13 protein-coding genes and 1 pseudogene are annotated in these 18,178 nt (G+C 63.8%); 11 read left to right on the forward strand and 3 right to left on the reverse strand.

What is annotated here, in order from left to right; translation table 11 throughout:
* Positions 1-15 precede the first annotated feature (15 nt).
* The 8 genes from QCE88_RS09035 (at position 16) to QCE88_RS09070 (ending at position 10,993) form a co-directional block, all read left to right on the forward strand.
* Positions 16-1,038, forward strand: a complete 1,023-nt coding sequence (locus tag QCE88_RS09035) for a LacI family DNA-binding transcriptional regulator (RefSeq protein ID WP_309901097.1) — start codon at positions 16-18, stop codon at positions 1,036-1,038.
* A 35-nt stretch (positions 1,039-1,073) separates the two neighbouring features.
* Entirely contained in the window at positions 1,074-2,024 is a 951-nt protein-coding gene (gene rbsK / locus QCE88_RS09040) for a ribokinase (protein ID WP_309903478.1), read from the forward strand.
* Between the two features lie 251 nt (positions 2,025-2,275).
* A complete protein-coding gene (locus tag QCE88_RS09045) occupies positions 2,276-3,979 on the forward strand; it encodes a methyl-accepting chemotaxis protein (RefSeq protein ID WP_309901099.1) in 1,704 nt (567 codons plus the stop codon).
* A 109-nt stretch (positions 3,980-4,088) separates the two neighbouring features.
* Positions 4,089-4,850: a fumarylacetoacetate hydrolase family protein gene (locus QCE88_RS09050; protein WP_309903481.1), complete on the forward strand. Its 762-nt coding sequence runs from the start codon at positions 4,089-4,091 to the stop codon at positions 4,848-4,850.
* Between the two features lie 397 nt (positions 4,851-5,247).
* A complete protein-coding gene (locus QCE88_RS09055) occupies positions 5,248-7,170 on the forward strand; it encodes a PrkA family serine protein kinase (protein WP_309832267.1) in 1,923 nt (640 codons plus the stop codon).
* Between the two features lie 236 nt (positions 7,171-7,406).
* Entirely contained in the window at positions 7,407-8,672 is a 1,266-nt protein-coding gene (locus tag QCE88_RS09060) for a YeaH/YhbH family protein (RefSeq protein ID WP_309832268.1), read from the forward strand.
* Between the two features lie 136 nt (positions 8,673-8,808).
* Positions 8,809-10,332 carry a SpoVR family protein gene (locus tag QCE88_RS09065; RefSeq protein ID WP_309901102.1) on the forward strand — a complete coding sequence of 508 codons (1,524 nt, stop codon included), beginning with the start codon at positions 8,809-8,811 and terminating at the stop codon, positions 10,330-10,332.
* A 244-nt stretch (positions 10,333-10,576) separates the two neighbouring features.
* Positions 10,577-10,993, forward strand: a complete 417-nt coding sequence (locus tag QCE88_RS09070; RefSeq protein WP_309901104.1) for a lysozyme inhibitor LprI family protein — start codon at positions 10,577-10,579, stop codon at positions 10,991-10,993.
* On the opposite strand, the gene QCE88_RS09075 is transcribed toward QCE88_RS09070, so the two are convergent.
* Complete coding sequence (locus tag QCE88_RS09075) at positions 10,994-12,046, reverse strand: AI-2E family transporter (RefSeq protein WP_309901106.1); 1,053 nt, start codon at positions 12,044-12,046, stop codon at positions 10,994-10,996. It lies immediately after the preceding gene.
* A 313-nt stretch (positions 12,047-12,359) separates the two neighbouring features.
* On the opposite strand from QCE88_RS09075, the gene rarD reads away from it, so the two are divergent.
* Entirely contained in the window at positions 12,360-13,235 is an 876-nt protein-coding gene (rarD, locus tag QCE88_RS09080; protein ID WP_309901108.1) for an EamA family transporter RarD, read from the forward strand.
* Positions 13,236-13,253: 18 nt separating this feature from the next.
* Here the strand turns inward: rarD and QCE88_RS09085 are convergent.
* A pseudogene (locus tag QCE88_RS09085) lies at positions 13,254-14,248 on the reverse strand (aldo/keto reductase).
* Positions 14,249-14,306: 58 nt separating this feature from the next.
* The gene (locus QCE88_RS09090; protein WP_309901110.1) at positions 14,307-15,698 is read right to left on the reverse strand and encodes a DHA2 family efflux MFS transporter permease subunit; all 1,392 of its coding nucleotides are present in this window, start codon (positions 15,696-15,698) and stop codon (positions 14,307-14,309) included.
* Positions 15,699-15,848: 150 nt separating this feature from the next.
* Here QCE88_RS09090 and QCE88_RS09095 point away from each other — a divergent pair, with 150 nt between their 5' ends.
* Together QCE88_RS09095 and QCE88_RS09100 are read left to right on the forward strand one after the other, a co-directional pair.
* A complete protein-coding gene (locus tag QCE88_RS09095) occupies positions 15,849-16,709 on the forward strand; it encodes a LysR family transcriptional regulator (protein WP_309901113.1) in 861 nt (286 codons plus the stop codon).
* Positions 16,710-16,898: 189 nt separating this feature from the next.
* Positions 16,899-18,178, forward strand: a 1,280-nt coding sequence (locus tag QCE88_RS09100; protein WP_409018073.1) for a tannase/feruloyl esterase family alpha/beta hydrolase, incomplete at its 3' end; no start/stop codon positions are given.

Raw genomic sequence — 18,178 nt, forward strand, 5'->3', positions numbered from 1 at the left:
AGCGAAGGACGATGTATGGCGACGATCAAAGACGTGGCAGCCATTGCCGGGGTGTCGTTCACGACGGTATCCCACGTAGTGAACAATTCACGGCCGGTTTCGGCCGACGTGCGGGCGAAGGTGGAGCGGGCGATCCGTGAACTGGATTACGTACCGTCGGCGGTGGCGCGCTCGCTGAAGGCGCGTTCGACGGCGACCATCGGACTGCTCGTGCCGAACGCGACGAATCCGTATTTCGCGGAACTCGCGCGCGGCGTCGAGGACGGCTGCGCGAAGAACGGCTATTGTGTGTTCTTCTGCAACTCCGACGACGACCCCGCGAAGCAGCGCAGCTATCTGCGCGTCTTGCAGGAAAAGCGCATCGACGGCCTGGTGATCGCCTCCGCTGGCGAGGATTCGGTGCTGGCGCAGTGCCTCGCGGGCGCGCGCGAGCCGCTTGTGATCGTCGATCGCAACATCGAGGGGGTGCAAGCGGACCTCGTCCAGATCGATCACGAAAAAGGCGCGTATATCGCGACCCGGCATCTGCTGCAACTCGGGCATTCGGAGATCGGCTGCATTACCGGGCCCGTGCAGACCGCCGTGTCCGCCATGCGCCTGCACGGCTTCATCCGCGCGATGGCCGAGCGCGGCATCGAAATCGAGCCGCACGCGATCCAGCAAAGCGACTTTTCGGCGACCGGCGGTTATGCTGCCGCATCGCAGTTGTTCGACCGCATGAAGCCGACCGCGATCTTCGCGTGCAACGACATGATGGGCATCGGCGCACTGCGGGCGGCGGCCGAGCGCCACATCAACGTGCCGACAGACTGCTCGATCATCGGTTTCGACGATGTCGAGCTGTCGCGCTATACCTACCCGGCGCTGTCGACGGTCGGGCAATCGGTCCGCGCGCTCGGCGAGATGGCCGCGCAGACGCTGATCGAACGCATCACGGGCAAGCTCACCGGTACGACGCGCCGCCGCGTGGTGCCGCCGCGCCTGGTGCGCCGCGAATCCACGGCCGTGGTGCCGGAATCGCGCAGCGTCCGGGCCTGATCCAGCCGGCCACGCCGGTCAACCAGGGAAGCATGATGGGCGAAAGCGCCAAAGCAGGCGATACGAACAAGACCGGGCGCGTGACCGTGGTCGGCAGTCTTAACATGGACCTCGTGGCGCGCGCGCCGCGTTTGCCGAAGCCGGGCGAAACGCTCGCCGGCCACGCGTTCGCGCAAGTGGCAGGCGGCAAGGGCGGCAATCAGGCAGTCGCCGCCGCGCGTCTGGGCGCGCAGGTCGCGATGATCGGCTGCGTCGGCGACGACCCGAACGGCGCGATCCTGAAGCAGAGTCTCGAGGCGGAAGGCATCGATTGCAGCGCGCTTGCGACGAGCGCCGGCGCATCGACGGGCGTGGCGCTGATCGTCGTCGACGATGCCAGCCAGAACGCCATCGTCATCGTGGCCGGCAGCAATGCGCTCGTGACGCCGGCGAGCATCGAGGCGCAGGAGCAGCTGATCGCCGCGGCGGACCTGATCGTGTGCCAGCTCGAAACGCCGCTCGACACCGTGCGCGCCGCGCTCGCCGCCGGTCGCCGCCTCGGCCGCACGACCATCCTCAATCCCGCGCCCGCCGCCCGCAAACTGCCGCCCGACTGGTTCCCGCTGATCGACTATCTGATTCCGAACGAACACGAGGCCGCTACGCTGTCGGGCGTCGCGATCAACTCGACGGAAGATGCGCGCCGCGCGGCGCAGACGCTGAAGGCCAAGGGCGCGCGCAATGTGATCGTGACGCTCGGTTCGGACGGCGTGCTCGCGCTTCTGGACGGCGAAGACGAAGCGGGCATCCATCTCGCTTCGCCGCGCGTGGAGGCCATCGATACGACCGCCGCCGGGGATACCTTCATCGGCGGTTTTGCGGCTGAGCTGGCGCGTGGCACAGCGGTGCGCGACGCGATCGCCTTCGGTCAGCGTGCGGCGGCGATCGCGGTGACGCGGGAAGGCGCACAGCCATCGATTCCGCGGCGCAGCGAAGTTTCGGCATAATTCTTCAGTATTCACTGAAAACGGCGCGTTTTGACGCGCCGTTTTGCTTTTGTTCGAAACAATCTCCTCAAGTCGTCAGGCTGTGCCGCCGTTTACGTCTGGAACGGTCGCGCCCAGGCGGCGCAACCGAAACCAACGGTGAAGGCGCGTCTCGGCTGCGCGCGTTTCTTCGGGCGCAGCGGTCCTGACCCGCACGCGCCCGCCGTCAAGCGGCCGGGCAACCCGCTTTCGAGCGGCACGGGGACCACTCAATGAAACAGGGTTTGACGATCAAGGCGCGCCTCGGCATCGCGATGGCGTTTCTGGGCGCATTGCTCATCGCCACCGGCACGTTGGGGCTCATCGGCATGAGCCACTCGAACGGCGCGTTCCTCGCCACCTATTCGGTGCAGATGCCGGCCGCCATCGCCGTCGGCAACGCGGAAATGTACGCGGCGCGTGAACGTCTCGTCTTCGATCGCGCCGCGCTGCTCGCGGGCACGCCGGAAGTCGCCACCACCGTCGAACGATCGCGCCTGATGCGCGACCGCGCCGACGCCTACTGGAAGCAATACGCCTCGCTGCCCGCTTCGCCCGGAGAAAAACGGCTCGCTGATGCCGCGCAGGACAAGCGTCTCGCGCTGCAAGGCATCGTCGACCGGGGCGTGGCGGCCGTCATGGCGAACGATCACGACGCCATCATCGCCAGCGCCAAGGCGATGCAGGCCACCTACAACGAACTCGCAACGGCCAATGAAGCGCTGCGCGCCTTCCTCACCGAATCCTCGAAGCAGAGTTACGAAGCCGCGCAGAACCGCTTCCTGTGGTTCCGCGCGCTGAGCGTGGGCGCACTTGCGCTCGGCGTCGCGGCGGCCGCGTTCGCATGGGTCTCGCTGCGACGCGCGATCGCGCGGCCGCTGGAAGCCGCGCTCGGCCACTTCGACGCCATCGCCGCCGGCGACCTGCGGCGCGAAGTCGTCGTGACGTCGCGCGATGAAATGGGCCAGCTGCTCGAAGGGCTCGCGAGAATGCGCGCCAGCCTGCTCGACACGGTGCGCAGCGTGCGCTCCGGCAGCGAGTCGATCGCCTCCGCCACACAGGAAATCGCAGCGGGCAATACGGATCTGTCCTCGCGCACCGAGGAACAGGCGTCCGCGCTGCAGGAAACGGCGTCGAGCATGGAGGAACTGACCGGCACCGTCCGTCAGAACGCCGACAACGCACGCCAGGCGAGCACGCTCGCAGCGAACGCGTCGGCGATCGCGGGCAAGGGCAGCGCCGTCGTGACCCAGGTGGTGGACACGATGCGCGAGATCAACGGCAGTTCCTCGAAGATCGCGGACATCATCACGATCATCGAAGGCATTGCGTTCCAGACCAACATCCTGGCCCTGAACGCGGCGGTCGAAGCGGCGCGCGCCGGCGAGGAAGGACGCGGCTTCGCGGTCGTGGCGGGCGAGGTGCGCAGTCTGGCGCAACGCTCGTCGGCGGCGGCGAAGGAAATCAAGGAGTTGATCGATACCTCGGTGTCGCGGGTCCAGTCCGGCTCCGCGCTGGTCGACGAAGCCGGCCGCACGATGGCCGAGATCATCGGCGCGGTGCAGCGCGTGACCGACATCATGGGCGAGATCGCGGCGGCGTCGCAGGAACAATCGAGCGGCATCGAGCAGGTGTCGCGCGCGGTCACGCAGATGGACGAGGTGACGCAGCAGAATGCGGCGCTTGTCGAGGAGGCGGCGGCCGCGGCGCAATCGCTGGAAGATCAGGCCGGGCGCTTGCGGCAGGCCGTGGCCGTGTTTCAGGTGACGGAAGGCGCGCCGCTTGCTGCGCAGCCGACGCTTGCCGCGCCGCGCACCACGATGGTGACGCGACCCGCGCCGAAGCTTGCAACAAAGTCTGTACCGAAACCGGCTCCGGCCCCGGCGCCCCGCACCAAGGTCGCGGCCGATACGGGCGGCGACTGGGAGACGTTCTGACATCCAGCGGATCCGGCGCCTGCGGGCATCGCGTCACGCGACAGCCACATCGAACCGGTAACCCGTACACTGGTGAGCACGCATGACCGCCCATCACGAGGATATCGACATGACCGGATCGACACTCGCTGCGAAGCTCGCGGACGCCCGCCGCCGGCATCAGCTGATCGAGGTTCTGGAGCCCGCCGACATTCCCGCCGACGCGCCCACCGCCTACGCCATCCAGCACGAGATGCTGCGCGAGACGGAGGCCCGCATCGGCGCCTGGAAGATCGGCGCGCGCGCGCCGGACGCGCTGGCCAACGGCGCGCCCATCGACGCCACGCTGGTCCACGCATCCCCAGCCCGGCTGCCGTTCGATTCGTTCTTCCGCGTGCTGGTCGAACTCGAGATCGCCTTCCGCTTCGCTTATACGCTGCCAGCACGCAGCGAACCCTATACGCGCGAGGAGGTCATGGGGGCCATTGGCGGCGTGGCGGTGGCGCTCGAAGTCGTCGACAGCCGCTTCACGCAGTGGCCCAATCTCGACCCGCTCGCGCAGCTCGCCGATTCGCAGAACAACGGCGCGCTCGTGGTCTCGGCGATGGAGCCTTACGACGTCATCGCACCCGGCTTCGACTTTCTTGCACCGCGCATCGAACTTACGCTCGATGGCATGTCCATTGCGCCGGCGGCGCTCGGCAATCCGGCGGGCGATCCGCGCGAACTGCTGCTCTGGCTCGTCAACCATTGCTCGCGCATGGGCTTGACGGTCGAACCGTTCTGGACCATCACGACGGGCTCGTACACGGGCGCGTATCGCGTCGACGGACCGGCGATGCTGCATGGTTCAATCGACCGCATCGGCGAACTCGAACTGGTGCTCGCGTGAAGCTTCCATCATCGTGAATCACCCTGCATGCAAAACGGTTATCGCAGACGTTGCAGGTTTTGCATCCGCGGACATGGCGTTCGCGTAAGTGAAGGAACGCGGGTAGGAGACCGCTGAAAAAAGATGGCGGACAAGCGCTGTGACGACGTGCAAAAGAGCGCGGGGAAGCGAACAGGCAGGGTGCGTGTCGAGCAAGAGGATAGGCACATGCGCGACATTGGGATGATGATTGTAGGTGAACGAAAATGACTCACCAAGCTAGTAATTCTGCGAAGCAAATGATCACCGCAAGTGCGTGAAAAAAAATTCGAAAGGGTTTAGGATGATTTCAGGCGATGTCGTTTCGATTACGCGCGTTGCGCACGGCATAGCTTTCTGACTTCGGCGAGGAGGTAGCATGGATATCTACAGCAGTTTCGCGACCCGCTTCGAAAAAACACGCGAGGAGGAGTTCTCGCTCGAAGAATATCTCGCGCTCTGCAAGGATGATCCTGCCACATATGCAACAGCGGGCGAACGCATGTTGACGGCCATCGGGGAACCGGAAATGGTCGACACTCGCCTCGATCCGCGTTTATCGCGTGTGTTTGCAAACAAGGTCATCAAGGTGTACCCGGCGTTCCGCGAGTTCTACGGAATGGAAGAAGTGATCGAGAACGTCGTGTCGTACTTCCGGCACGCGGCACAGGGTCTGGAAGAGAAGAAGCAGATCCTGTATCTGCTGGGTCCGGTGGGGGGCGGCAAGTCGTCAATCGCCGAACGACTGAAGCAGCTCATGGAACGGGTCCCGTTCTATTCCATCAAGGGTTCGCCCGTCAATGAATCGCCGCTGGGCCTGTTCGACTACGACGAGGACGGCCCGGTGCTCGAAGAGCAGTACGGCATCCCGCGCCGCTACCTGAAGAGCATCCTGTCGCCGTGGGCCGTCAAGCGCCTGCACGAGTACAACGGCGACATCCGCAAGTTCCGCGTAGTGCGCCGCTATCCGTCCATCCTTCGCCAGATCGGCATCGCCAAAACCGAACCGGGCGATGAGAACAACCAGGACATCTCGTCGCTCGTCGGCAAGGTGGACATCCGCAAGCTCGAAACCTATTCGCAGGACGACGCAGACGCGTACAGCTATTCGGGCGGTTTGTGCCTCGCCAATCAGGGCCTGCTCGAATTCGTCGAAATGTTCAAGGCGCCGATCAAGGTGCTGCATCCGTTGCTGACCGCTACGCAGGAAGGCAACTTCAAGGGCACGGAAGGCTTCGGTGCCATCCCGTTCGACGGCGTCATCCTCGCTCACTCGAACGAGTCGGAGTGGAAGGCGTTCCGCAACAACAAGAACAACGAAGCACTGCTCGATCGTATCTTCGTGGTGAAGGTGCCGTACTGCCTGCGCTACGGCGAAGAGATCAAGATCTACGAGAAGCTCTTGCGCAATTCGTCCCTCGCCGAGGCGGTCTGCGCACCGGGCACGCTCAAGATGATGTCGCAGATGGCCGTGCTCACGCGTCTGCACGAGCCGGAGAATTCGAGCCTGTTCTCGAAGATGCAGGTCTATGACGGAGAGAACCTGAAGGACACGGATCCGAAAGCGAAGTCGTATCAGGAGTACCGCGATTACGCGGGCGTGGACGAAGGCATGACAGGCGTCTCCACCCGGTTCGCGTTCAAGATCCTGTCGCGCGTGTTCAACTTCGATTCGTCCGAGGTCGCGGCCAATCCGGTGCACCTGATGTACGTGCTCGAACAGCAGATCGAGCGCGAGCAGTTTCCGCCGGAAACGGAGCAGAAATATCTGTCGTTCATCAAGGACGTGCTGGCTTCGCGCTACGCCGAGTTCATCGGCAAGGAGATTCAGACCGCGTATCTCGAATCCTATTCGGAGTATGGACAGAACATCTTCGATCGTTACGTGACCTATGCCGACTTCTGGATTCAGGACCAGGAGTTCCGCGACCACGACACCGGCGAGAGCTTCGACCGCGCATCGCTCAATGCCGAACTGGAGAAGATCGAAAAGCCGGCGGGCATCAGCAACCCGAAGGACTTCCGCAACGAGATCGTGAACTTCGTCTTGCGCGCGCGCGCGGCCAACGGCGGCAAGAACCCCGCCTGGATCAGCTACGAGAAGCTGCGCGTCGTGATCGAGAAGAAGATGTTCTCCAATACGGAAGAACTGCTGCCGGTCATTTCGTTCAATGCGAAAGGTTCGGCAGAAGAGCAGCGCAAGCATGAGGACTTCGTCAATCGCATGGTCGCCAAGGGTTATACGCCGAAGCAGGTGCGCCTCTTGTGCGACTGGTATCTGCGCGTGCGCAAGTCGTCATGAGGTAAGGTGGGAAGGTGCGCGTCAGCTCTTCCTGGGGGCACGCACCGATCGACCGGAACGGGCGCCTGCGTCCGGTTCCGGTCCCGCGCAGCGCGGGAGTTATGATGTCACTGGCCGTACGGGCGTGAGGATTGCGCCGGCCGGCTCAGTGGACAGTTTGCGAGTCAGAGACGCTGCGACCGTTGGAAGGCTCACGCAGCGCCTCGCCATCTCGCCCATTACGCGGGAGACTGGATGTGCTGCACCAAATCATCGACCGCAGGTTAGCCGGCAAGAACAAGAGCATCGCCAATCGCGAGCGCTTTCTGCGACGCGTCAAGAGTTACATTCGCCGCGCGGTGTCCGACGCGGTGCGCGATCGCAGCATCAAGGACATTCAAAGCACCCAGAGCATCACCATCCCCAAGAAGGACATCTCCGAGCCGTCGTTCCGTCATGGACCGGGCGGCAAGCGCGAGTACGTCCATCCGGGCAACGCCGACTACATTCGCGGCGACAAGATTCCCCGTCCGCCGGGCGGCGCGGGCGGCGGCGGCAAGAGCGCCAGCAACGAGGGCGAAGGGCAGGATGACTTCGTGTTCGAGCTGTCGCGCGAAGAGTTCATGCAGTACTTCTTCGACGACCTCGAACTGCCGCGCCTCGTCAAGACCCAGTTGCTCGCCGTGCCCACCTGGAAGAACGTGCGTGCGGGCTGGGCGGCGGAAGGCACGCCGAACAACATCGACGTGGTGCGTTCGCTGCGCAGCGCGCTGGGCCGTCGAATCGCGCTCGGTTTTCCGCTCTCGGCGCAGTTGCGCGAGATGGAGCGACAACTCGAACAATTGAAGGAAGACAAGGGCGACGCGGAAGAAATCGCGCGGCTCGAAGCGGAGATCGTGATCCTCCAGGGCCGGATCACGCGGATTCCGTTCATCGACCCCTTCGATCTGCGCTACATCAACCGCGTCAAGCAGCCGACGCCGTCGAGCAAGGCCGTCATGTTCTGCCTGATGGACGTGTCCGGTTCGATGGACGAGCAGCGCAAGGACCTGTCCAAGCGCTTCTTCATCCTGCTGTATCTGTTCCTCCAGCGGAACTACGAGAAGATCGAGGTCGTGTTCATCCGGCACCATACGCGTGCGGAAGAAGTGGATGAGGACACGTTCTTCCACTCCACCGAAAGCGGCGGAACCGTGGTGTCGAGTGCGCTCGAACTGATGAAGAAGATCATGGACGAACGCTATTCGCCGTCCGAATGGAACATCTATGGGGCGCAGGCTTCCGACGGCGACAACTGGACAGACGACTCGCCCAAGTGCCGCAAGCTGCTTGCCGATGACATCCTGCCGAAGGTCCGGTATTTTGCCTATATTCAAGTTGCGCCAGAGGAGCAGAATCTCTGGCTGGAATATGCCCAGCTCGCGCTCGGCGCGCCCGAGCTGGCCATGAAGAAGGTGGATTCGGCCGCGGACATTTATCCAGTATTCCGCGAACTGTTCGAGAAGCAGCAGGCCGCGGCGTAATCTGCGGCATTACGCGAATCGAGTCGCGCGGTTCGGTGGGAAGGCACGGACGATCGTGTTGTGATCGTGTCCTATCCCGGCCGGACCCGGCATCTGGCAACGCAACGCGTCCGCGGCGACGCACGAGGAAAGCAGGATGAATGTTGCAGAGAAACGGCGGCCGCTGCCGTGCCCGTCAGACTGGAGCGTCGAGCTGATCGAGGAGTACGACGCCGAAATCTCCCGTGTCGCCAATCGCTACGGGCTCGACACCTATCCCATCCAGCTGGAAATCATCAGCTCCGAGCAGATGATGGACGCCTACGCGTCTGTCGGCATGCCGGTGAACTATCGGCACTGGTCGTTCGGCAAGCACTTCCTCTCGACCGAAAAGGGCTATCGGCGCGGGCAGATGGGCCTCGCGTACGAGATCGTCATCAATTCGAATCCCTGCATCGCGTATCTCATGGAAGAAAACACCATGACGATGCAGGCGCTCGTGATCGCGCATGCCGCGTACGGGCACAACTCCTTCTTCAAGGGCAATTACCTGTTCCGTCTGTGGACGGACGCGCACGCGATCATCGACTACCTCGTGTACGCGAAGAATTACATCGCGGAATGCGAGGAGCGTTTCGGGCTGGACCGGGTGGAAGAACTGCTGGACTCATGCCATGCGCTGATGAACTACGGCGTGGACCGCTACAAGCGTCCGCAGAAGCTTTCGCTGGCGAAGGAAGCCGCGATGCGGCGTGAGCGCGAAGCGTACGCGCAGTCGCAGGTCAACGAACTCTGGCGCACGCTGCCGAAGGGCAAAGCACAAACCGCCGAGGAAAACGAAAGCCGTTATCCGCCCGAGCCGCAGGAAAACCTGCTGTACTTCGCGGAGAAAAACGCGCCGTTGCTGGAGCCGTGGGAGCGGGAAGTCATCCGCATCGTTCGCAAAGTGGGGCAGTATTTTTATCCGCAGCGGCAGACGCAGGTCATGAACGAAGGCTGGGCGACGTTCTGGCACTACACGCTGCTCAACACGCTCTACAACGAAGGCCGTCTCGAGGACGGCTTCATGATGGAGTTCCTGCATTCGCATTCGAACGTCGTGTATCAGCCGCCGGTGACGAAGCCTTATTACAGCGGCATCAATCCTTACGCGCTGGGCTTTTCGATGATGAGCGACATTCGCCGCATCTGCGAAAATCCGACGGACGAGGACCGCGAGTGGTTCCCGGAACTGGCCGGCAGCGACTGGCTGGAATCGCTGCACTACGCGATGCGCAATTTCAAGGACGAAAGCTTCATTGCGCAGTATCTGTCGCCGCATCTGATTCGCGAAATGCGTTTGTTCGCGATTCTCGACGATGACATGCGCGATGCGCTCGAGGTCTCGGCCATTCACGATGGCAGCGGATACCGATATGTTCGGCAAGCGCTGTCGAGGCAATACGACATCCATCATCGCGAGCCGAATATCCAGGTGTATGCGGTGAACACGCGGGGTGACCGCAGTCTGACGCTGCGTCACTTCATGACAGACAACCGTCATCTGGCCAATGACAGCGACGAAGTGCTCAAGCACATGGCGCGCTTGTGGCAGTTCGACGTGTATCTGGAAAGCGTCGATGAGAACGGGACGGTGAGGAAGCGGTTCGAGTGCCGGTATGTAGCGCCGGAGGGGCGCTGACAGGCTGGGTGACTGGTCGATGAGAGCCGGCTTTACGCAAGTAAAGCCGGCTTTTCATTTGCGGTTTGCAAAACACCTTCTGCGTGGGATTCAGAAAAATCCGGTGAACGGCACACGCGTTCTTTGTCAGGATGAAGCGGGGGCGGTGATCCAGCGCGGTGATCCAGTTCAACGAGCGAAAACTGGCCTTGATTCATGCAGCCGATAGCCCGACGAAATGAAAAGAAAAATATCTGGATCCACCTTGAGCCTGGCAATCTGGTCGACGTTCATCTCAACTGCACCATTGGCTGCCGTTCAAAGCGACCACGATTTGCGCCTGGCGTGCAGTGACGCTTCGCAAGCGGGAATGCGGGACTGCCTCGCCGCCAAGGCCGCTGAAAGCGAGTCGAAGCTGGCCAACGCCGAGCGTGATGCTGCCCGGGCTCTGTCGCGATGGGATGAAGACGATCGCTACATTCGAACCGCTCAGGAGAATCTTGTGCGGGCAAACCGTGCCTTCAGTCAATACCGCACAGCGCAATGCGGGCTGACCGCGTCCCTCAGCGGCGGCGCAGCCGGCAACACTCACGACATCCGGCAACTGGCGTGCGCGGCTTCCCTCAACACCGCACGCGCCGATGACCTTCGCAACGCGACCTCCCGCCTGCCCCTGAGGTAACTACGCCCCCGCTTCATCCTGCGAGAACAGATCCCAGCTGGCCATGAACAGCGCCGCCACCAGCGGCCCGATGACAAAGCCATTGATCCCGAACAACGCCATCCCGCCCAGCGTGGAAATGAGCACGACCCAGTCGGGCATCTTCGTGTCCTTGCCGACGAGGATCGGCCGCAGCACGTTATCCACGAGCCCGATCACCACGACGCAGAACACCACGAGGATCAAGCCCTTGACGACTTGCCCGGTCATGAAGAAATAGATCGCTGCCGGCGCCCACACGATCGCCGCGCCGACCGCCGGCAACAGCGAGAGAAACGCCATCAGCACGCCCCACAGCAGCGAGCCGCTGATGCCCAGGATCCAGAAGATCAAGCCGCCCAGCAAACCCTGCACGGCAGCCACCGCGATATTGCCCTTCACGGTCGCGCGCACGACCGTCGTGAACTTGGCAATCAGATGCTGTTTCGGCTCGGCATCGAGCGGAATGGCGCGGCGAATGCGCCGACCGATTTCACCGCCATCGCGCAGCAGGAAGAACACCAGATACAGCATCACGCCGAAGCTCACGACGAACTGGAACGTGTTCTGTCCAATCGAGAGCGCCTGGGTGGCCGCGAACTGGCTGATCTGGGTCGCGCCTTCCATGAGCTTGCGCTGCACGCCGACGATATCGTCCAGCCCGTAGCGCCCGAGCAACTGCTGGACGGACACCGGCAGCGCATGCAGCACATGCTGGAAGTACAGCCCGAAGTTGAGATCGCCGCTCTTGATGCGTGAATAAACCAGCGCAATTTCCTGCACCAGCGTCACCATCACGACAGCCAGCGGAATGATCACGATCAAAATGGCTGCGGCCAACGTCGTCAGCGCGGCGAGGTTGCGACGCTTGCCGAAGCGCGCCGCCAGATAACGCTGCATGGGCTGGAACAGGATCGCGAGAATCGCCCCCCAGAAGATGGCGCCGAAAAACGGCAGCAACACCCAGGCGAGCGCCACCGTGACGACGAACAGCAGGATATGGAAGAAGTTCTGATGAGTCGTTTGATTGTTCATTCGCGAGCGTGTGACCAAAGGGCAGGGCGATGGCGCCGAATTGCACGGAAAGGCAAGCGGGGAGCAAGAAGCGAGCCATGCTGTCATGCGCTTGCATGCGTCCCGGATGCGCTGATTCGAGCGCCAAAACCGCCAAGGGTTCGGAACGATTTACCAAACCCGGCAATTGCTGCTGGAGCGCAAGCTTACTTGTCGACTAAAATCCGGCTTCCATTCCTTGCGGATCGCTTTCCGTCCGACGGCAAGCCGGCCAGTACGAACAAACGAAAAACCGACCGTCCGTCCGCACCGCTTCCGCGCAACGCATCGAATCATGAATCCAGGCGTCGTCTACGCATTCTCGGCCTTTGCCATCTGGGGGCTGTTTCCGATTTACTTCAAGGCGCTGCATTCCATCGGCGCGGTCGAGATGCTGGCGCACCGGATGGCGTGGTCGATGCTCTTCCTGCTGATCGTGATGACCCTGCGCCGCCAGTGGCGATGGCTCGGCCCGGTGCTGCGCGACAAGCGCCTGCTGGCGCGCTTCGCGGCCAGCGCCGTCCTGCTTTCCGCGAACTGGGGCATCTATATCTGGGCGGTCAACGACGGGCGCATCGTGCAGGCGAGCCTGGGCTACTTCATCAATCCGCTCGTCAACGTGCTGTTCGGCATGGCGTTCCTGCATGAACGGCTGCGACCCGTGCAGTGGATCGCCGTGACCGTCGCCGCGCTCGGCGTCGTGTGGCTCACCTGGGTGAATGGCGCGCCACCGTGGATCAGCCTCGCGCTGGCGCTGACTTTCGGCGGCTATGGCCTGCTGCGCAAGACCGCCTCGCTCGGCGCGCTGGAAGGACTGACGCTCGAAACCATGCTGCTGTGTCCCGTCGCGCTGTTGTATTTGTTGTTTCTGAACGCGCATGGCGGCAGCGGTTTCGGGCATGCATCGGCTGGCGTGAAGCTTCTGCTCGCCGCGGCGGGGCCGGTCACCGCCGTGCCCCTGTTGCTGTTCGCGGCGGGCGCGCGGCGCATTCCACTGTCGATGCTCGGCCTGATCCAGTACATCACGCCGACGCTGCAATTGCTGATCGGCGTCGTCATCTATCAGGAGTTTTTCGGCCACGACGAGTTGATCGGCTACGGCGCGATCTGGGCCGCGCTCGCGCTGTACTCGCTGGAAGGCTTTTACCGGGCGCGCGCCGCGCGCCTGTGAACGGGCGCCGCGCGTGCTCTAGCGCAACGCATCGCCATAGCGATACTCGGCCGTCGCTTCATCGAGTTTCGCCTTGATGTCCGGATCGAGCGGCTTGTCGACGGCGGCAAGCGTTTCGGTCAGTTGCTCCGGCCGGCTCGCGCCGATGATCGCCGACGTCACCGCCGGATTCGCCAGCACCCACGCGAGCGCCGTGCTCGCGAGCGAGCGTCCGGTCGGCGCGACGATCTCGTTGATCGTCTCGATGGTGTGGAATTCGCGCTCGTGCCAGTAGCGTTGCGTGTACATGGCGCCCGCCTTGCCGACGGCCGCGCTGAAACGGCCTTCGCCCGGGCCCGCGCCGTAACTGTGTTTGCCGGTGAGCAGACCGCCCGCAAGCGGGTTGTACGGAATCACAGCGAGACCTTCCTCCGTCGCGAGCGGCAGCAGTTCCCGCTCGATCTGGCGAAACAGCAGGTTATAGCGCGGCTGCACCGACACGAATCGCGCCCGCTCCCGGACATCCGAGCGGCCGAGCGCCCGCGCGAGCCGGTAAGCCAGAAATTCGATACCCCGATATAACGCGCCTTGCCCTGCCGCACGATGGTGTCGAGGGCTTCGAGCATCTCGTCGAGCGGGGTGTCGCGGTCGTCGTTGTGCAGCTGGTAGAGATCGACGTAGTCGGTGTTCAGGCGCTTGAGCGACGCGTCGATGGCATCGAGCAGATGTTTGCGCGAGGCGCCTTTCTGCCATGCGTGCGGCCCCATCTCATGAACCGCCTTGGTGGCGAGAACGAAGTCGTCGCGCCGTCCTTTCAGCCAGCGTCCGACGATCTCCTCGGTGCGGCCCGCGAGATCGTGGCCGCTGCCGAGCGGGTAGACATTCGCCGTATCGATGAAATTGACGCCGGCCTCGGCAGCGCGATCCATGATGCTGCGCGACACGTCTTCGCCGGTTTGCAGGCCGAACGTCATCGTGCCGAGCGTGAGACGCGAGACGGTGAGGCCGGTGTTGCCGAATTTGCCGTATTGCAAGGTTGTGCTCCCGAAAATGGATGAAGCAATCAGACCAACAGCTTAGCCCGTCCGGCGCTCAGGCGTTGCGGGCAGCGGCGCGTGTGGAAGGCGTGCCGCGCGGCGCCGCTTCGAGCCGGCGGAACACGAGGCACGACAACAGCGTGACCATTCCCATGCACGCGAAACTCAGGCGGAAGCCCGTCGAGGTCGAAAACGGTCCCTGGAACACCTGCACGAGCGAGCCGCCGATCGACACGCCCAGGCCGATCGCCAGCATCTGCACCATCGAGAACAGGCTGTTGCCGCTGCCCGCGTCCTTGCTCGACAACCCCTTGAGCGTGACGCTGTTCATCGCGGCGAACTGCATCGAGTTGCACGCGCCGAACAACGCGAGAATCGCGATTTCGATGGCAAGCGGCAGGGAAGGCGAGAACAGCGCGCACGCCATGATGGACGCGCCGACCAGCGCCGTGTTGACCAGCAGGAAGGTGTCGTAGCCGTAGCGCTTCACGAGTCCGGGAATCCAGCGCTTGCTGATCGTGCCGGCAATCGCGATGGGCAGCATCATCAGGCCCGAATGCAGCGGACTGTAGCCGAGTTCGAGTTGCATCAGCAGCGGCAGCAGGAACGGCACGGCGGCCGAGCCGATCCGGCAGACCAGGTTGCCGACCAGCCCGACGCTGAAGTTGCGCTCGCTGAACAGCCCGAGATGAAACAGCGGGTTGCGCTTGCGGCGCGCGTACGGGATATACGCCAGCGCCGACACGATCGAGAGCGCGAACAGGGCCGCCGAGACGGCGCCGCGATGCGTATCGACAGGAGAATCCAGCGCCAGCGAGAACGACACCATGCACAGCGACAGCAAGCCACAGCCGACGAAGTCGAACGGCGGCACGTCGTGAACCGCGTCGTTCGGCAGAAAGCGCTGCACGGCGTAGATGCCGAGCGCGCCGATCGGCACGTTGATCAGGAAGATCCAGTGCCACGAGAAGGATTCGACGAACCAGCCGCCGAGCGTCGGACCGAGGATCGGGCCGATCTGGCCGGCGACGGAAATCATTGCCAGCGCCGACACGTAGGCTTCCCCCGACACCGCGCGCAGCACGGCGAGGCGGCCGATGGGCAGCAGCATCGACCCGCCGATTCCTTGCAGCACGCGCGCCAGCACCAGTTGATTGAGCGTATGCGCGCTCGCGCAGGTGAGCGAGCCGATGACGAACAGCGCAATCGATACCGAATAGACCAGACGCGTGCCGAAGCGGTCTGCGAGCCAGCCGGACGCGGGCGTCAGGAGCGCCATGGTGAGCGTGTAGGCGACCACGATTGACTGCATCGCGAGCGGCGCGGCATGAAGACTGCGGGCGATCGACGGCAGCGCCGTGTTCACGATGGTCGTGTCGAGCGTCTGCATGAAAAAGCCCACGGCGACGATCCATAAAAGCGCCGTGTGCGAAGACTCTTTGGTCATGTGGGGGAGATGAGGACAAACGGCGCGGCATCGAAAGGGCGGCGAAAGGCCGCTTCCTGCGCGCACTGTGACATGTTAGTGAATCGGCGCGTCATCGGGAAGCTCGCTGGCCGCATTGACTGCAATCGGATTTAGCGATCACAATGGCGCATGCTCAATCCGGTCTGGCTGACAACTTTCGCGACAGTGGCCGCGTCGCACAGTTTCACTGACGCTGGGCGGCAACTGGGTCTGCGGCAGTCGAGCGTGTCGGAACATATCCGGCGGCTGGAGGAGAGTGTCGGGCGGCGTCTGTTCGTGCGGGACACGCATTCGCTGGCGCTCACCGCCGACGGCGAAGCCATGCTGATCCACGCCCGCGTGATCCTGGAGGCGATGGCGCACGCGCAGTCGCAGTTCAGCTCGCCGCGCCTGCGCGGGCGGGTGCGGCTGGGTTCGTCGGACGATCTGGCGCTCGGACCGCTGCCCAGCGTGCTCGCCGCGTTCCGGGACACGCATCCGGATGTCGAGCTGGAAATCACCATCGGCATGACGGGCAGGCTCTATCAGATGGTCGATGCCGGTGAACTGGATCTTGCGGTCGGCAAGCGCCGGCTCGGCGATCCGCGCGGCACGCGGCTGTTTTCCGGGCGGCTGGAATGGCTCGCGAAGACCGGCACTGTGGTGGACACGAGCCAGCCGCTGCCGCTGATCCTGGTAGCGGAGCCGAGCGTCACGCGCGGCCTCGTGCTCGATACGCTAGCCATGACCGGTGCGAGCTGGCAGATGGTCTGCACCAGCAGCAGCCACGCGGGATGCATTGCGGCCGCGCGCGGCGGGCTCGGGCTGACCGTGCGCTCGCACTTTCTCGCGGCGCGCGGCCTGGCCCCGCCGGTGAACCGCACGGAGCTTCCCGTGTTGCCGGAAGTGGAATTCATCGTGTTCGGCTCGAAACATCCGGGCCGTCCGGCCGAAACCTTGCTACAGCTTCTGCAGGACAGCGACCTGCGCGGGAAATGGGATGGCGAATGAACACAGGACCAGCACAATGCATCGGCACGCGGGTGATGCCTCCGTCACGACCCGCGGCGCCCGATGGCCGGCAACAATTTGTTCTTTTATAGTGTGCGGCGTTTGACGCAACCCCTCCACGACGTGTTCCGCCTTTTACGCTCTCTCTGTTCCGCTCCGTGGCGCCTGCGCGCCTGCTTCGCAACGCTCATGCTCGCGGCCTTCGGTCACGCGCATGCCGCAGCCTATCTGACGAAGCATTGCGACGATCTCGAAGGCAAGCAGGTGCCTGCATCGATCATCGGTCTGCCGACGCGCGGCGCGACCATCGTCTCGGCGTGGGTCGTGAAGGCGGCGGCGCCCGGCAACCGCAACGGCGAGTACTGCCGCATCACCGGCTTCATCAAGGCGCTGCAGGACACGACGCCGGACATCCGCTTCGAGGTGAACCTGCCCAGCCGCTGGAACGGCCGCGCGTTGCAGATGGGCGGCGGCGGCTACAACGGGACCATCGTGTCCGGCACCGAGCCGATGCCGTTCGCGCCCGATTCGACGCCGCTCGCGCGCGGCTATGCGACCTTCGGCTCGGACTCGGGCCACGTGGGCAACTCGGGACGCGCGGACTTCGCCATGAACGACGAGGCCATCGTCAACTTCGGCTTCGGGCATCTGAAGAAAACCCGGGACGTCGCGCTCGCGCTGATCCAGATGGGCTACGGCCGCACGCCCGAGAAAACCTATTTCGCGGGCGGCTCGACCGGCGGACGCGAAGGCTTCACGGTGATCGAGCGCTTCCCGAACGACTATGACGGCGTCATCGCCAACGCGCCCGCGATCAACTTCTCGGGCGTGCGGCTGATGGGCGTGAAGGTCGGCCAGTCGTCATATGCGAAGCCGGGCGGTTTTGTCGGACTGGCGCAGCAGCGGCGCGTGTTCGAAACCGTCGTGCATGAATGCGACAAGCTCGACGGCGCCGCGGATGGCATTGTCAGCAATGTCGAGGCGTGCAGGAAGCTGGAGCCGCAGATCATCGCGTCATTGCGCTGCACGAACGGGCAGCGTCCGTCCTTGCGCGACAGCTGTCTGTCCGACCCGCAGATCGACACGCTCGAAACCCTGCGCGACGGACTCACGCTGCCGTACGCGCTCGCCTATAACGTGGTCCGCTATCCCGGCTACAACGTGTTCCAGGGCGTCGATTTCACGAGCGCGCTCGGTCTCGGCGATTCGCCGACGCTACTCAATCCGCCGACCTTCGCCGCAAACGGCTATCTTTTTTCGCAGGGCGACGCCTACATTCGCTACTTCCTCACGCGCGATCTGTCCTTTGCCGGGCTCGCGTTCGATCTCGACAATCCGGGCCGCTACAGGCAGCGTCTGACCACGCTCGCCTACACGGTCGGGGGGGGGGGGGGCGGGGGGGGGCCCGCGGGGGGCCCGCCGGGGCCGCGGCGGCGCCAGCGCCCGCGCGCGCGCGGGGGGGTCCCCCC

The sequence above is a fragment of the Caballeronia sp. LZ035 genome (assembly GCF_031451175.1).
GTDB lineage: Bacteria > Pseudomonadota > Gammaproteobacteria > Burkholderiales > Burkholderiaceae > Caballeronia.

What these genes read in the sequence shown, in the direction of transcription:
- QCE88_RS09050 (WP_309903481.1), top strand. Translation starts at nt 4,089, where the DNA reads ATGACCGGATCGACACTCGCTGCGAAGCTCGCGGACGCCCGCCGCCGG.
- QCE88_RS09075 (WP_309901106.1), bottom strand. Translation starts at nt 12,046, where the DNA reads ATGAACAATCAAACGACTCATCAGAACTTCTTCCATATCCTGCTGTTC.
- QCE88_RS09055 (WP_309832267.1), top strand. Translation starts at nt 5,248, where the DNA reads ATGGATATCTACAGCAGTTTCGCGACCCGCTTCGAAAAAACACGCGAG.
- QCE88_RS09065 (WP_309901102.1), top strand. Translation starts at nt 8,809, where the DNA reads ATGAATGTTGCAGAGAAACGGCGGCCGCTGCCGTGCCCGTCAGACTGG.
- rbsK (WP_309903478.1), top strand. Translation starts at nt 1,074, where the DNA reads ATGGGCGAAAGCGCCAAAGCAGGCGATACGAACAAGACCGGGCGCGTG.
- QCE88_RS09045 (WP_309901099.1), top strand. Translation starts at nt 2,276, where the DNA reads ATGAAACAGGGTTTGACGATCAAGGCGCGCCTCGGCATCGCGATGGCG.
- QCE88_RS09095 (WP_309901113.1), top strand. Translation starts at nt 15,849, where the DNA reads ATGCTCAATCCGGTCTGGCTGACAACTTTCGCGACAGTGGCCGCGTCG.
- QCE88_RS09090 (WP_309901110.1), bottom strand. Translation starts at nt 15,698, where the DNA reads ATGACCAAAGAGTCTTCGCACACGGCGCTTTTATGGATCGTCGCCGTG.
- QCE88_RS09035 (WP_309901097.1), top strand. Translation starts at nt 16, where the DNA reads ATGGCGACGATCAAAGACGTGGCAGCCATTGCCGGGGTGTCGTTCACG.
- rarD (WP_309901108.1), top strand. Translation starts at nt 12,360, where the DNA reads ATGAATCCAGGCGTCGTCTACGCATTCTCGGCCTTTGCCATCTGGGGG.